The organism is Paenibacillus wynnii, from assembly GCF_000757885.1.
Classification (GTDB): Bacteria; Bacillota; Bacilli; order Paenibacillales; family Paenibacillaceae; genus Paenibacillus_AQ; species Paenibacillus_AQ wynnii.
In genome coordinates this window covers 2,259,197-2,274,235 of the sequence record NZ_JQCR01000002.1, presented here as the reverse complement: position 1 = coordinate 2,274,235, position 15,039 = coordinate 2,259,197, and the positions used below count along the sequence as shown (strand labels likewise).

The following is a 15,039-nucleotide window of genomic DNA, read 5'->3' as shown; positions in this document are numbered from 1 at the left end:
CACCCATATTGCACAAAAAAACAGCCTATCTATGGTGAATATAGATAGGCTAACTTTTAAACCAAAAGACGCCACCCTTTTCTATAAAGGATCGGCGTCTTTTCGTTTAGAATGCTCTTATTTCAAGCAACTCATATTTTATAATTCCCATTGGAGCATTAACATTGATGATGTCTCCGACTTTTTTCCCTATAAGTTCTTTGCCGAGCGGGCTTTCATAGGAAATTTTATTATCTAAAACATCGGCTTCAGCAGCCCCTACAATTCGGTATTCAATCTTCTCGGAATACTCCATGTCATTCAGGATAACAACACAACCCATGCTGACTACAGAGATATCTACACTCAACTCATCTACGACACGGGCTTTTCTTAACATCTTCTCCAATATCATAACTCGGGTTTCCATGAATGATTGATCATTCTTAGCCGAGTGATACTCACTGTTTTCCTTAAGGTCACCATAGCTTATTGCTAATTTTAGACGCGCTGCTAATTCCTTGCGTTTTACCGTTTTAATTTCTTTCAGCTCATCCTCAATCTTAGCCAAACCTTCTTTGGTCAAGAACACTTCATCATTTGACATTTTTACAACTCCTATTTTAACTGCTTTATTGTATTTTAACCTAAAATCCATAAAGATGCCAAAACAAAGGCTTCCTCCCCTCGAAAAACCCAAATGCTGAGAATAACTTGGGAATTCAGAGCCTATACTACCCCTACGCTTTTCTAATTAATAGAGAGTAAGGAGACAGATTCATGAAATTCATGTCCAATAAGCTTTCGCTTTGCCTTTGGTTCACAGGTACGCTGATTACGGCGTCATTTCTATCCCTAACAGGAACGCTTGCTCATCCGATTACAGCAATAGGTTCAACTATTGCAGCGGTTACTAACGATCTTTATGATGTTGTTGTCATCGGAAGCGAGATACAAGGTGTATTGCTGGCGAAGGAAGCTCAAGCTGCGGGCCTGAAAGTGCTGATTCTCGATCCGCGGCCTAAGCCGGGCGGCGAGCTGATTCAAGGGCAAATGTTTTTTCTGGATGATGTACATGATAACCACCGTAGAAGTTTGGTACAGGGTGAGATTAAGAACTTGTTTACGAAATATAAAGCGGGAACCATCCGTAAAGCCCCCGATTTCCAGCGCTATTATGACCATTTGATTAAAGATATCCCCATCCAGAGCGGAATCGTTATTGACACTTTGAATACGTTCACAATTGACCAAGATAAGTCGCTTAAATTCATGAATTATCATCTCCCAAATGGCAGCTCGTATAGAATTAGATCTAAGTATTGGGTAGAAAATACCGACTTCGGTGCCTTAACGGGTAGACTTGAGAGTAGGCGTATTCCAGGAATGGAGACTCTTTATAAGAAGAAACAGACAGAACCTGACTATATGGCGGCTACCTACATGTTGAACCTCCAAAAGGTACATTGGCACTCCCTGCAGAAGGCCATCCTGAGTGCCTACCCCCTAACCAACGTATATGAAAAATACGGCTCAAATACTTATGCTAACAGCCATTTTGCCACAGGGTTGGGTAAGATCATGCGTCATTATACGCCGCAGGATAAACAGCTTATGCTTCGTGGACTAAATATCACCAACCAAAAGGACGGTGAGGTTACCATAAACGGTCTGTTAATATATGATGTGAATCCTTCGGACCTAAGATCTGTACAGTCGGCTATTGCAAAAGCCCAAGCGGAAGCTCCCCATATTCTGAACTTTTTCCGTTCACATGTACCCGGCTTCATCCATGCGGAACTGAATGATCTCCCTGAATATTTATATATTCGTGACTATAACCGTTATGAAACCGAGTATGTTCTTGAATATCCGGATCTCATGGGAAATAGAATGTTCTGGGATAACGTCAGTCTTGGCGGCTATCCGGTAGATATTCAGGGTAGTCGGTCCATTCCGTGGGGTATCGGATACGGCAAGCCTGACCGCTATGGGCTTCCTCTTCGTTCCTTTGAACTGAAATCCTACGATAATGTGCTGGTAGTTGGTAAGAATGTAGGAGCCACCATTAAAGCCTACGGAAGCGCCCGTATTATGCCTACAACCGCCCTGGCTGCGCAGACTATCGGAATTATATTGGGACGTGAGCGGGACAAGCTGTTATGCGATCTGAACGAGGCCGACTTCGAGAGAATTCATAAATATTTGGAGAAAGAATACCAGATTACTCTGAGATGATTGACGGATCTGAATCAAACTGGTAGATTAGATTAAATTAATCATACAATTTAACTCGGAATTGAAATTTCGCTGAAGGAGTGAGTCTCATTAATTTTATCTTTTTCTCCCCTCAATTTCCCCAGAACAGTACTGAATTTTGTTATGAACTGCATAATCAGCGTGCAAATGTATTGGGTATTGGAGATGCAGAATACGACAGTATGAATCAACGTCTTAAAGACTCACTCACCGAATATTACAAAATCAATGATCTGGAGAATTACGATGAGATTTTGCGGGCGGTTGGATATTTTACACACAAATACGGCAAAATAGACCGCTTTGAATCCCTGAATGAATATTGGTTGGAGCTGGATGCCCAAGTACGCACCGACTTTAATATTTACGGAACCAAAACAGACTTTATTTATAACTTGAAGCAGAAGTCTAAAATGAAGGATTTCTTTCATAAAAGCGGTGTAAGTACCGTACAATTCTCCACCGGAAGAGACCGCGCAAGTGTCGATGAGTTCATACATAGCGCCGGCTTCCCTCTAGTGGTCAAACCGGATCTGGGTTCGGGAGCCAGCATGACCTATAAGATCCGAAGTGAAGAGGAACTGAATTACTTCTTCGCTACCAAACCCGCGTATGTAGATTTCATCATCGAAGAGTATATTGACGGGGTTATTCTTACCTATGACGGTCTGGTCGACATTAACGGTGAGGTTCGGTTTGCAGTGAGCCATCTTTTTGAGCAAAGTGTGATGGAGGTTGTGAATTCGGATGATCATCTCTACTATTTCTGCTTGAAGGACATAAGTCCCGAGGTTGAACAGGCCGGCAGAAGCATTCTCAAAGCCTTTGATATTAAGGAACGGTTCTTCCATATTGAATTATTCAAATCCAATAAAGACGGACGGATTATTGCCCTCGAAGTCAATATGAGGCCGCCGGGAGCCTGGATGACCGATGCTATTAATTATGCATATGATGTAAATGTGTATAAGGAATGGGCTAGTATGGTGGTACATAATCAGGTCGGCGGGCCCTACCCGGGTCAATATTATGTAGGTTATGCCAGCCGAAAAAACCACAAGCATTACGTGAACAGCCATGAGGACATTATACGTACCTACGGGGAGAAAATCGTTCATTATAATAGAATTGACGAGATTTTCAGCAGAGCCTCAGGGAACAGCGCCTATCAATTCCGTTCTACCCTATTAGATGAAGTTAGGGACATCGTGAGGTATATTCAACAAGAAGAAGGGTAGTGAGTCTGGAATGAAGGTTAGCTATCATAAGGAATACAGTCATTTTCTTCATAAAGATATGGAATATAAAATATACGGCCACGCGGGCAAGCCTATGCTTGTGTTCCCTACCTCACTCGGAAGATTCTATCAATACGAGGATTCCGGAATGATAGATACCCTTCGCGAATTCATTGACAGCGGCAAGCTGCAAATATGGGCCTGCGATTCTATCGATGAGGAAACCTTTTTCTCGGAGCACTGGAACATTGAGGATAAGATCAATCGGCATGAGCAATACGATAAGTATATTTCGCAGGAGCTGATTCCGGGAATTCTTCAACAAAGTCAATGGAGTAACGCGGGAGAACCGCAGAAAATCTTAATTTCCGGATGCTCCATGGGCGGTTACTACAGTGCCAACTTTTTCTTCCGTCACCCGCATTTCTTCGATTCATTGATCTCCTTAAGCGGGGTATATTCTACCCACTATTTCTTCGGCGATTACAGAGAGGGTGCAGTCTACCTAAATTCTCCGCTTCATTACCTGCCGCAGCTGCAGGATGACCATTACCTTAACCAATATCGGCAAAGCCGAATTATCATTTGCTGCGGACAGGGCGCGTATGAGGATGAAATGCTTCATGAGACCCGCCTGCTTCATGATATTCTCCATCATAAGCATATTCCAGCGCAGATTGATTATTGGGGGACCGATGTAAATCATGATTGGCCTTGGTGGAATAAGCAAATCCATCATTATATGAGTAGTATTTTTACCTAAAAGGTCGCTTCAGCCCCTTGTTTTTGGAGTCCGATAGACGGTTGTGCATGTGAGGACGCTCCGCGGACGGACCGTTGCTACAATCGCTGTTGTGTCCAGATGTATTGAATTTACTCTTAGCAGTGTACATCCGGACACAAAGGCGACCGCTACCGCTTTCCGCAATCGTTCCGTCCTCTCCGCTACTTTCAGCGGAAACATTCAAAAATTTCTTCTTTCGCTGCCCATAATCTGCCAAAGTAAGGCATTATGGGTCAAAATCGAAAACGAGCCAGTCTCCAATAACCGGAGACTGGCTCGTTTTTTAGCTTTTACGGCTTTGAAGTACAAAAGGCTATCTCATTCGTCAAAAATTTCTACTTTGAGACAGCCCCAGTTCATCATTACGCGGGTATATGCTCTTTGCAGAAAAGAATCGCTGCCTCTTCTTCTTCAGCTTCCATATCGAAGTCCAGTAAACGATCTGTTGTTCTCTCAAGAAGATCGTTACTCACTACGCTTGTTTGATCCTCATCTACTTTAAGAATAATCCGTGCATATATTCCGTGCTCGGAATGAAGCTCATCATCCTCCGGAATATCCAGATCAAGCTTAAATTCATACCGCTTGCCGGCTAATATGCCAAAAGGATCTTTTAATACATCTACGGTATAGTTCGTAATCATCAACATCTCTTTATCCGCCTCTTTTCTAAAATTCCTCCATCATCGTATCACATTTTGGCCAGAAACGCCTATATTAGACTTTTAGAGCTGGACTTTGATCCTTAGAGACTTTAATTTGTTTGCTTCTTAACTGTCCGCAAGCCGCATCAATATCTGCACCGTGCTCCAGGCGTGTACTTACACTAACTCCCTGCTTCTTAAGCGTATCATAAAACGCACGCACTGATTCCAGCTCACTTCTTTGATATTGACTGTGCTCATCCACGGGATTGTAAGGAATTAAGTTTACGTTCACAAGCGGCTTTCTGCTTGCAAGGAGTTCAGCCAGCTCTAGTGCATGCTCTCTCTTATCATTTACATCCTTCATCAGAATGTATTCAATCGTGATTCTCCGGTTCGTCTTTTCTAAATAATAATCAATAGCTTCCATTAATTTCTCAATGGGAATGGCCTTGTTGATCTTCATAATCCGCGTCCGAAGCTCGTTGTTAGGCGCATGCAAGGAAACCGCCAGATTCACCTGTAAATTGTCATCTGCAAAATCAATAATTTTGTGGGAAAGACCGCTGGTGGATACCGTAATTCTTCTACCGGCAATAGCTAGCCCCTTGTTGTTTTTAATAATCTGCAGGAAGTTGACCAGATGGGTGTAATTATCAAACGGCTCGCCGATGCCCATAACTACAACATGACTCACCAATTCATCCTTCTGTGCTTGGTCCAAATGTAGCTGGACCTTCATAATTTGTTCCACGATTTCCCCGCTCGTTAAATCTCGGCTCTTGGCCAACAGTCCGCTCGCACAGAAACTACAGCCAATGTTGCAGCCGACCTGAGTGGTAACACATACGGACAAACCAAACTTCTGTCTCATCAGTACCGTTTCAATCAGATTGCCGTCTGCCAGCTTGAACAAAAACTTAATGGTTCCATCTGCTGATTCCTGCATGGTGTGTTCTTCCAACGTTAGTATCACAAAATTCTCAGCCAGTAATTCAATACACCCGGCATTCACATCTATCATATCTACAAAGCTGGTTACCCGCTTGTTATACAGCCAATCCCAGACCTGTGAAGCCCGGAATTTCTTATGACCGTATTCCAACAGCCACGCCGTCAGTTGTTCAAAGGTTAATCCATATATGTTTTCTTTATTCATTATTGATCCTCATTTCAAAGCTATAATAAACCAAACTTCATTGTCTCAAATTTTTTCTATTAAAACAAGGAGAAAACCTGCAAAAAAAGCGCACCCTATGAACGGATACGCTTGGAGAATTATTTAAATATGGCGAATTTCAAGTTTTCACTTTGAAGGTACTCAATGATTTCAGGCAAGGCCTCTACAGTAAATTTTCGTTCGTGCAGGAGAAAAATTCCGCCGGTTGAATCCGCTTTGTGGAAATAATTCAAGATTTCCTCTGGATTCTTGGCTCTCCAATCCTCAGGGTCGCGGTTCCATAGCAGCACCTTCATCTGTTGGTCCATCACCTTATCGGCTAAGTTATGATCAATAGAACCGTAAGGCGGCCGGAACATTGTAATAGGTGATTGAATGATATCGACCAGAGCCTGATTTACCTTCAGAAGATTGGCCTCATTCTCCTGATCCGTATTCCCGGTCATCTCGCTGTGATCCCAAGAATGATTGCCAATCGGCATATCATGTTCATGGGCGTATTTCACCTCATCCGGACGATGAAGAACATTCCTTCCTATAAAAAAAAAGTTCGCTGAAACGTTGTGCTCAACCAGAATATCTACGATTTGCTTGGTGTAACGGGAAGGACCGTCATCAAAGGTTAAGGCCACATAGCCTTTTGGCAATCCATATTCAAAGGTATCTGCATCCAGATCAAACTCATTACTGGGTATCCGAGACGTTTCATTTGGAGGATCTACAATATCCTCGGAAAGAGAATCGGTGGGCTCAGCCTGGATAGATGCAGTACGAACAAGAGGCTGTGCAAGCTTAACTGAGTCGCCCTTCAGGGTAACATTCACCGGTTCCTCGAGCGCTTCTACTCGATTCGTTAATAAGCTGTCATCCCATCGCAGGCTTAGTAATAACAGCAAAACGCTGAACATTATGCACCTTAAGGCTATGCGTCCAAATCGTTGTCTACTTTTTCCGTATATAGGCTGTGCAGGTTTAGTAGTGGGAAGTTCCGGTTGATTAACCATCACATCTTCGTTGTGGGGATTCTCTGGCTGTTTTAACTGAAGAAGTTGCGATACATAATATTCAGAGCATGCAAAATACAACGTCTCACTAAAGGTTCTATTCATTTTTATAAGTGTACTATAATGTATATTTCGATAAGGGTCCCACTTGGGATAGAGTGATAACCGCACCCTGCCAAGGTTAAAGGGACCGAGTAAATTCAGCTGAGTATATGTATATTCATCAATAGTAAGAACGCATTTTGCATAACCGTCATTCCGGGTTAGACCTACCTCTATCTGATAACCTGTCAGTATGTGCTCAAGTGACAGTAACTCAATCATTAGCAGGGTATTGGTTTCATTTGCTGGCATGAATTCTTATGTATCTCCGTTTCCGTCTTTACGCTCTGTCAAGGTATTATTGCCAAAGGGTAACGTCATACGATTGGTAAAGTCACTAATCATGCTGGATAGGTAAGCTTTTTCTTGACGTATCGTGTCATACTTCTGCTTGAGATGCGAGTTCTCAACTTCCACACGTCCCAGTTTCTCTTCCAGATCATTTATTTTTTTGAGCTTATCGGAATGGGCTTCATTATGCTTCTGAACCACACTCACATACTTTTGCTGTTCCAGATCAATGCTGCTCTTTAACTCGTCAATCTCAGCAGCCATAGTAGTCTGAAGTTCACGATAGTCCTCTATTACCTGATCTACCTTCAGATTCTTCTCAATCAACTTATGCTCAAGCTCTAGGATGTTCTTTTCTTTCTCTTCAATAACCTTGTTCAGGTTCTTCATATCCCGGTTTAACCGTTCTACATGTCCAGTTGAATGCGTTAACCGATCCTGAAGTTCATGACTGTTGGTCTCGGCATGCTGTCTAGACTGTATAATTTGCTCAACCGCGAAGATCAAATCCAATGACTTCTTATCCAATTGTGCTTTACCTGTAGAGATCAGACCGGATAAAGCCTCGACTGTATCCAATTCGTCTTGTTCCTCCTCAGGCTCTACAACAGGTTGTAACTTTTGGCCCATACCCGATTTTGAGTCTTTCTCCATGGAATCTTTCTTTTTGAAAAAGGGAGAGATCATCTATACTATCACCTCATTATAAATGTCAAAATATGTCGAGCACTCACGAATCTATTATAGTTTAATTACGACCTATGTAAGTGAGCCTTTATATCTAACTTTGGTAAATGTATCCGAGGGCCTATTTCACCTCCGGCAGTGGATTTATCCATGCCTTAAGGATGAGTTTTCTTGAGAGAGGTGGTAGACATTATACCTCACGGTAAATGTAACCTATATAGACTATCGCTCCTATGGTTTTCAAATTACACTTACCATTCATTCCTTCAACTAAACGAGATGTTTGAAGTGCGATACCCGGTGCAGGAAGGGCAGGAAGAAACATCCCAATCTACAACCACACTTACAAACAACATCCAAAAAACTACTTTCTTCTCGCTTACACAAACTTCTTACCTACCGAAAATTCGGAGGTAGTCAGTGTAATAGATGTATTTTATCAGACTGTTGAGAAAGCAAACTTTCAAGCTGCAAATATCATGCGGAAACCCAAATGACGGTTAAAGTAGTGAAGGTTACTCTTTTTCATACACAAATGAAAAGCATAGGCCTCCATCTTTGCTAAGTGACGGGCCATTTTCTTCAGATTCTGTGCAATGGCCGTCATCAATGCCTGTTCCTGCATCTTGGCTTTGCCCCGCATTCGGCATCGACGGTACCCGTGGAGATTTTTGGCATCAGCAAAGCTACGCTCAATGGTTTGAGCGCGGTATTTGTAGATTTTCTCGCCTTCGGGACTTTTCCGGTTTTGGTGTACTTTCTCTTTGAAGTCTTCCCATACATGCCGCTGAATCGTACGCTGGTGCTTGGAGTTTTCAGTACATTGAGTGACTTTCGGGCAAGCCGCGCAGTGCCCCTTGGATGATATATACTCGTTGTAGCCTTGTCGGTTCGTCGTTCGGTACGTGAGTGGTTGTCCTAATGGACATACGTATACATCCTTTTTCGCATCATAGGTAAAGTCTTCTTTCGTGAGAAAGCCGGGTTTGCTGGGTGGTTTCCGCTCGGCAATTACAGTCATCCATGGCGTCGTTTGTTTGCAAATATGGGGCACCATGTATCCGGAATCCAAGGCTATGGCTTCGAGGGTGTCTCGAAAACCAAAGGTCTCCAGTTGCCGGGTTAAGCGCTCCATATACACGGTTGAATCATTGACATTGCCTGGCGTCACATACACATCGGTAATCATATTGTATTTGTGGTCAACCGTCCGGTGGTCTAAGTAAAAGAATCCTTCCGGTTTGTTCTTACGATTCATGTAGCCGCTCTCTGGATCAGTCAGGCTCACTTTCAGTTTTTTGGGCTCCTCCTCCCGTTTCCCGCGTGGAGGAGCTAATGGCTTTTTCCCGTGAGCACGGCGGCTTTCATGGACTGCGGTCTCCAACTCTTGCAGATAGGCGTGCGGGGACTCACTCGTCATTTGCTGCGTATAACGATTTTTATTGGCATTCGCCTCGATGTGCGTCGAATCTGTAATTAAGAGCCGCCCCGCAATCATGCGGTGGGAAATGGCAAGCCGCACCACTTCGTCGAAGATTTCCTGGAAGACATCGGTTCCCTGAAATCGTCCATTCCGGTTATAACTAATCGTGGAATGGTCCGGAACTGGTTCACTAAGGCCCAGGCCTAAAAACCACCGGTAGGCAAGGTTAACGTTAATGTCCTGCTCAAGGATGCGTTCGGAACGAATGTTAAACAGGTAGCCAATCAGCATCATTTTGAATAAACGGATGGGTGGAATCGAAGGTCTTCCTTGGGTTGCACTATAATAAGGGCGTACCTTTTCGGTAATGAACGAAAAATCCACATGTTTTTCGACCAAACGAAGGAGGTGATCGGAGGGAACCAACTGGTCTAAACAAACCATCTCCATTTGATATTTTCCGCTATCCCCTTGATCTTTTTCGTTTAACATAAGACACCGCGCTTTCTAGCAAAGTTATCTATATTATACCAAATTAACGCGGTGTCGTGTTGAAATTCGGACTTTCTCAACAGTCTGATTTTATACACTTATTTCTAGCTTTTGGCGCTGTGATGTATCGATAGATGTACTTTGTGCAACTAAAAACAAGAATATGTCGGTTAAACCCCGGAATACTCAAAAATAAGTGTAGAAAGTGCAATTAACCACCCTTAAGTGTGCTAAGTGAGAAATATAAGTGTACGTTGTGCAACTATACCTATTGAAACCCATGTAGGTAGACGATTTGCCGCCGTATACTTAACCGTTGGCTTTCACTTGCAAATGGTCTGCTAATGTAAGCCTTCAATGAACAAAAACGCAAAGCAGCGCTTCTCCAATAACCGGAGTAGCGCTGCTTTGCTCACTTTTGGTGGTTTTTAATATGAAGCAAGCTGTCTTCGGACAGCTGCCTTGATCTTACTCCTATTTCACTTATTTAAATTGATCGGGAAATTGCTTGATAATTCCTGCCGAGAGAACGTCGGCTAGCTTGATAATATGGTTCTCCCCTTTATCAAACGCTTTGATATCTGCATCCCAATTCTTGCCGAGCCTTGCCACCACATTCTCAGTTAACAACTGTAAATGCTGATACAGTAGATCCTTCAAGTCTTTATTCGTCCAATTCGTGTTAGCGCTGCTGAGAAACTGAGCGATATCATCGGCATTTCTATACCAATCTTTGTTGTACTTTGCTACATCCGCCTGATTTCCACTTTTTGCAGCTGCTACTATTTTTCCCGCAATAAGAATATGCTCTTTCAGGAGACCAGCCAACTTATTGCCAGCTTCTTCCCCGTAATAAGGCTTTATCGCATTCCCAAGATCCTGCTGATTCTGCAGAAGCCTTGCAAGTACCTGTTCCTGATCGTCCAAACCCGCAAGTGCACTGACAATGTAGCTCCGGGTCCATATCACATGGTCGATCCAAAGCTTCCTAAGGTTGCTGTTTAGCTGCACCATTGACGGGCTCAAACATTGGCTGTGTGCATGAACCTCTTTATCCTCTAATGCTCTGGCTGTTGCTCCCGCTGCCGGGCTGATCATCGAAACGATAAACATGCCTAACAGGGTTAACTTCAAAAAACGGCTTCTCATGAACTATATTCTCCTTTGAGCATCAATTGAACATCCTGCTTATTGTGGACAATTCAACTGATTTCATTCATCAAAGGGTTTCAAGCACTTCCGACAGGTTGTTCTCAGATATAACCTTAATACCGTTTCTGATTAACAAAGCTGCGGTAACGCCATATCCGGGTATTTTTGTGTTCGAGAATTCACCATTATAGATGTGGGTGCTTCCGCAGGAGGGACTGTTTTGCTTCAGAACAACTATTGAGGCGCCCACTTCCTTGGCTATCCTAAGGGTCTCGTAGGCTCCCTTTATAAAGGCATCTGTCACGTCCCTGCCCGACTCTATTCTAACTCTGGCGGTTCCATTCAGCACATCTTCTCCATCACCACCCACAATTTCAGCAGGCTCCCTCGGCGTGGATAACCCTCCTAACAACTCGGGACATACCATCATGGCTTTGCCTTCCCGAACCAACTCATGAATTCTATGGTTTAAACTATGCGTGCCGTTGTATCGAACCTCAAGTCCTGCCAGGCAGGAGCTTACCAATAACATTTGCTCACCTCATTTTGTTCTTATATATAGATTGAATCTATCTAGACGCGACTGCTGCACGTTGTCTATATTCTCCCGGCGTAACCCCCATCCACTTTCTAAAAGCGGACTGCAAGGCACTTGGCTCAGAAAAATGGAGCAGATACGCTATTTCAGCGATCGTGTATTCCGGCTTATCCAGATAACGGAGCGCAAGTTCTTTGCGAACCTCATTGGCCATACGGTTATAGGCGGTATTCTCCTTCTTAAGCTTGGCTTGCAGTGTCCTTACACTCATTCGCATATACCTGGCTGCCTCCTGCAGAGTAGGAAAGTGAGTCGGCATACACTCAATAATCCATCGGTTCAATTCCTCCGTAAGTACGGTGCCCTGAGTAAGCTTAGTGCGAACCTCCTCGGCGATAGCTTCAAAGATTCCCAGCAGGCGCGGGTCCGCACTTAACACAGGATAATCCAGAATTTCTTTGCCAAGGCGCAGAGTATTGGACTTCTGATTAAACTGCGGTACCCATCCAAACGCAGCTATATATTCATCTGTACGGGAAGGTGGACTATGCATGAAATGAACGTCCTTCACAGGAATGGCTCTACAGCTTAAGCCGAGCATCATTCGATAGAAAGAAACGGTCATATCCTCTATACAGTGACGGCTGGGGGCTTTAGATGAATTATGGAGGACCATAGAGATAAGGATATCCTCCCCCTCCACCTCTAGATCTGCATTAAATCCGCTGCAAATAATAAAATTGTATTGTTGATAGGCCGCCAATGCCTGACCCAATGTCTTCGAATGCAGCATGACATAACCGAGAACTCCTAAATCAGAAATACTCATACCCTGTCCCTGATGCAAACCAAACCACTCATCCTCTGTATATAAAGCGGCTGCCTTAACTATACGTTCAAAATCCTCGGCTGGAATACGCGCCTCTGTGTTTAGCAGTAAGCTGGTGTCTATGGCAGCATATTCGCAGAAAGCATTCCAATCATAACCTCTGTGCACCAGCGTTTTCATGACAGGAAATAGAAAAGACACAGACACGCCATGACTATTCAATCGGGACTCTCCTCCTTTATTTGCACAAAAGAACAAGATTTTTGCGCTTTTCATCATTTGTTGCGCCGAGCTCCAGACTTATGATTGCAGTATATCCATCTTATCACGGTGAAGGAGGAATACAATTGAAGAACAATATAGCGGTTATTATAGGACATCCCAATCGCAAAAGTTATTGCAACGCCTTAGCCGTAGCCTACGCCAAAGGTGCTGTGGGCACGGGCGCGGACGTTCGTGTAATCGATCTTGGCGACATCAGCTTTGAACCTAATCTTAAACATGGGTATCAGCAACGAACCGAACTGGAAAAAGATTTAATAACAGCACAAGAGACTATTCGCTGGGCGGATCATCTTGTATTCGTCTATCCGAATTGGTGGGGAACCATGCCTGCCATATTAAAGGGCTTCATTGACCGGGTATTTCTTCCCGGGTATTCATTTAATACGAAACCTAATTCCTACTCGATCGAAAAACTATTGAAGGGCAAAACCGCACGCCTTATTGTGACGATGGATTCTCCACCATGGTACTACCGATTGGTGCTTAAACGGGCTGGACATCTCATTATGAAGCGAGCAATCCTACAATTTTGCGGAGTAAAGCCCGTGTGGATTACTGAGATAGGGATGGTGAAAACCTCACCTAAAGACGTTCGAGAGAAGTGGCTGAAGAAAATCGAAGCGTTGGGGGTTAAAAGAGCATAAATGTCGCCGCCTGGCCCCTCAGCTATCGTATAATGGAAGCAAAGATTAGCTGAGGGCTTAGGGGGCTTCTATTTATGCTGGAGACACAGGATGTTGTGATAGGAATTGACGGGGGAGGAACCCATACCCGAATTATGGTTAGTGACCTGATGGGAAACGTACTATCTTACATGGAAACAGGTTCTGCCTCTGTATATAGAGACCTGCAGGCTAAGCAAAATGTGAATCAAGCGATAATAGAAGCTCTAGCAGCTGCGGGTAAAGAATTCCAACAGGTTCGCGGGTTGGCTGCCGGAATAGCAGGATATGACACAGAAGAGGACCTGGAGTGGGTGCAGGAACTAACCGCTGTTGAAGGCCTCACCTGTCCGAGGTCGCATTTCAACGACGCTGTCGCCGCGCATTACGGCGCTCTCCTAACGAAACCAGGGATTGTTGCCTTGTCAGGCACCGGCTCTATCGTAACGGCTTTAACAGAAGACGGACAATACATACGGAACTTCAACTTCCATCATTACGCGCCAAGCGCAGCAAGACTCATTGCCTATGACACCGTATACGAGGTATTGGCTGGCAACGGGGTCGAGAGCGATTCAGCACTCATCCATTCGATGTTAGAACATTGGAAAGTACATACTCTTCAAGAACTTCACAGCTTGGCACGCCAAGGCTTTACGGAAGACCGAAGATCACGCGACCGAACATTTGCACAATTCACACCGATAATTACAGAGGCAGCTTCTAAGGGTAGCGGTATTGCCGGAAGGGTATCCGACCGTGCCATCCATCAGATCAAAATAGGTATAGAACTACTGGCGCCTTCATTTAGCGGAGATCCTATTCCAGTTGCCTTTACTGGAAGTGTTATTAATAGCCCTTATTTTAAAAAGAATCTCACAGCCTTATTAGCCTTGAGCAATCGTAGACATTATACAGTGGTCCAGTCCAAATTCTCTCCTGTCACCGGATCGGTGCTATATGCCCTAAGTCGGATTCCGGGTCAGTCCCTACACGAAGACTTCATAACAAATTTAGAAAAGAGCAGCTATACCCAGCCCTAATAAAAGGGATGCCCTTCAGCCATGTAGGCTTTTAGGACATCCCTTTTATTTTTGCAATATTACTTATACAATACTTTTTCCACGTTGTATTTGGCCTTCATTTTATTCACAATATAGGTCTCGTAGATTTCTCTGTGAACAGGATCTTCAATTAGACAAACATCAATTCTGGTGACTTCATCCCGGTGGTCTTTCATTACCGATACAGTATCCTCGAAATGCTTCTTAATGCGGGGTCTCAGCTTTCTTGCTTTGCCGACGAACAATAGCTCATTATCATCGTTGTAAAACATGAAGATACCACCATAATCGCGTGGAATTTGAATAAAATCGGTAAATCCATAAATGTGGCTTAGCACAGGATTAGCCTGCTTGGTAATCGAAACATCCGGTGTTGGAATGGTAATGGTTATCACAGGTAGCTCACTTCCTCATTCTATATAGGAG

At 43.8% G+C, this 15,039-nt stretch carries 15 protein-coding genes; 5 read left to right on the top strand and 10 right to left on the bottom strand.

The window, feature by feature from the left end; genetic code table 11:
* Positions 1 to 106 precede the first annotated feature (106 nt).
* On the bottom strand, positions 107 to 586 hold the full coding sequence (gene greA, locus PWYN_RS12860; protein ID WP_036652215.1) for a transcription elongation factor GreA: 480 nt from the start codon (positions 584 to 586) through the stop codon (positions 107 to 109).
* A 173-nt stretch (positions 587 to 759) separates the two neighbouring features.
* Between greA and PWYN_RS12855 the strand changes: the two genes are divergently transcribed.
* The 3 genes from PWYN_RS12855 to PWYN_RS12845 all read left to right on the top strand — a co-directional run bounded on the left by PWYN_RS12855 (position 760) and on the right by PWYN_RS12845 (position 4,239).
* A complete protein-coding gene (locus tag PWYN_RS12855) occupies positions 760 to 2,217 on the top strand; it encodes an FAD-dependent oxidoreductase (RefSeq protein WP_240479730.1) in 1,458 nt (485 codons plus the stop codon).
* A gap of 80 nt (positions 2,218 to 2,297) precedes the next feature.
* Entirely contained in the window at positions 2,298 to 3,476 is a 1,179-nt protein-coding gene (locus PWYN_RS12850) for an ATP-grasp domain-containing protein (RefSeq protein ID WP_240479729.1), read from the top strand.
* 10 nt (positions 3,477 to 3,486) lie between these two features.
* Positions 3,487 to 4,239 carry an esterase family protein gene (locus tag PWYN_RS12845; protein WP_036652213.1) on the top strand — a complete coding sequence of 251 codons (753 nt, stop codon included), beginning with the start codon at positions 3,487 to 3,489 and terminating at the stop codon, positions 4,237 to 4,239.
* A 383-nt stretch (positions 4,240 to 4,622) separates the two neighbouring features.
* Here PWYN_RS12845 and PWYN_RS12840 read toward each other — a convergent pair whose 3' ends face one another.
* The 8 genes from PWYN_RS12840 to PWYN_RS12805 all read right to left on the bottom strand — a co-directional run bounded on the left by PWYN_RS12840 (position 4,623) and on the right by PWYN_RS12805 (position 12,824).
* Positions 4,623 to 4,910, bottom strand: coding sequence for a DUF6509 family protein (locus tag PWYN_RS12840; protein WP_036652210.1), 288 nt, complete (start codon positions 4,908 to 4,910; stop codon positions 4,623 to 4,625).
* Between the two features lie 67 nt (positions 4,911 to 4,977).
* Complete coding sequence (gene rlmN / locus PWYN_RS12835) at positions 4,978 to 6,063, bottom strand: dual-specificity RNA methyltransferase RlmN (protein WP_036652208.1); 1,086 nt, start codon at positions 6,061 to 6,063, stop codon at positions 4,978 to 4,980.
* A gap of 119 nt (positions 6,064 to 6,182) precedes the next feature.
* Positions 6,183 to 7,442 carry a polysaccharide deacetylase family protein gene (locus PWYN_RS12830; RefSeq protein ID WP_036652206.1) on the bottom strand — a complete coding sequence of 420 codons (1,260 nt, stop codon included), beginning with the start codon at positions 7,440 to 7,442 and terminating at the stop codon, positions 6,183 to 6,185.
* Positions 7,443 to 7,448: 6 nt separating this feature from the next.
* Positions 7,449 to 8,168: a hypothetical protein gene (locus tag PWYN_RS12825; RefSeq protein WP_036652202.1), complete on the bottom strand. Its 720-nt coding sequence runs from the start codon at positions 8,166 to 8,168 to the stop codon at positions 7,449 to 7,451.
* 463 nt (positions 8,169 to 8,631) lie between these two features.
* Positions 8,632 to 10,083: an IS1182 family transposase gene (locus PWYN_RS12820; protein ID WP_052087777.1), complete on the bottom strand. Its 1,452-nt coding sequence runs from the start codon at positions 10,081 to 10,083 to the stop codon at positions 8,632 to 8,634.
* Between the two features lie 483 nt (positions 10,084 to 10,566).
* On the bottom strand, positions 10,567 to 11,232 hold the full coding sequence (locus PWYN_RS12815; RefSeq protein ID WP_036652199.1) for a hypothetical protein: 666 nt from the start codon (positions 11,230 to 11,232) through the stop codon (positions 10,567 to 10,569).
* Between the two features lie 70 nt (positions 11,233 to 11,302).
* Entirely contained in the window at positions 11,303 to 11,767 is a 465-nt protein-coding gene (locus tag PWYN_RS12810) for a 2-thiouracil desulfurase family protein (RefSeq protein ID WP_036652197.1), read from the bottom strand.
* A 37-nt stretch (positions 11,768 to 11,804) separates the two neighbouring features.
* On the bottom strand, positions 11,805 to 12,824 hold the full coding sequence (locus tag PWYN_RS12805; RefSeq protein WP_036652194.1) for an AraC family transcriptional regulator: 1,020 nt from the start codon (positions 12,822 to 12,824) through the stop codon (positions 11,805 to 11,807).
* A gap of 80 nt (positions 12,825 to 12,904) precedes the next feature.
* Between PWYN_RS12805 and PWYN_RS12800 the strand changes: the two genes are divergently transcribed.
* Together PWYN_RS12800 and PWYN_RS12795 are read left to right on the top strand one after the other, a co-directional pair.
* Positions 12,905 to 13,531, top strand: a complete 627-nt coding sequence (locus tag PWYN_RS12800) for an NAD(P)H-dependent oxidoreductase (protein ID WP_052088006.1) — start codon at positions 12,905 to 12,907, stop codon at positions 13,529 to 13,531.
* A gap of 74 nt (positions 13,532 to 13,605) precedes the next feature.
* Positions 13,606 to 14,592, top strand: coding sequence for an N-acetylglucosamine kinase (locus PWYN_RS12795; protein WP_036652190.1), 987 nt, complete (start codon positions 13,606 to 13,608; stop codon positions 14,590 to 14,592).
* Positions 14,593 to 14,651: 59 nt separating this feature from the next.
* Here the strand turns inward: PWYN_RS12795 and PWYN_RS12790 are convergent, their stop codons facing one another.
* Positions 14,652 to 15,008 (bottom strand): GIY-YIG nuclease family protein, encoded by a 357-nt coding sequence (locus tag PWYN_RS12790; protein ID WP_036652189.1) that lies wholly within the window; start codon positions 15,006 to 15,008, stop codon positions 14,652 to 14,654.
* Positions 15,009 to 15,039: the final 31 nt, after the last annotated feature.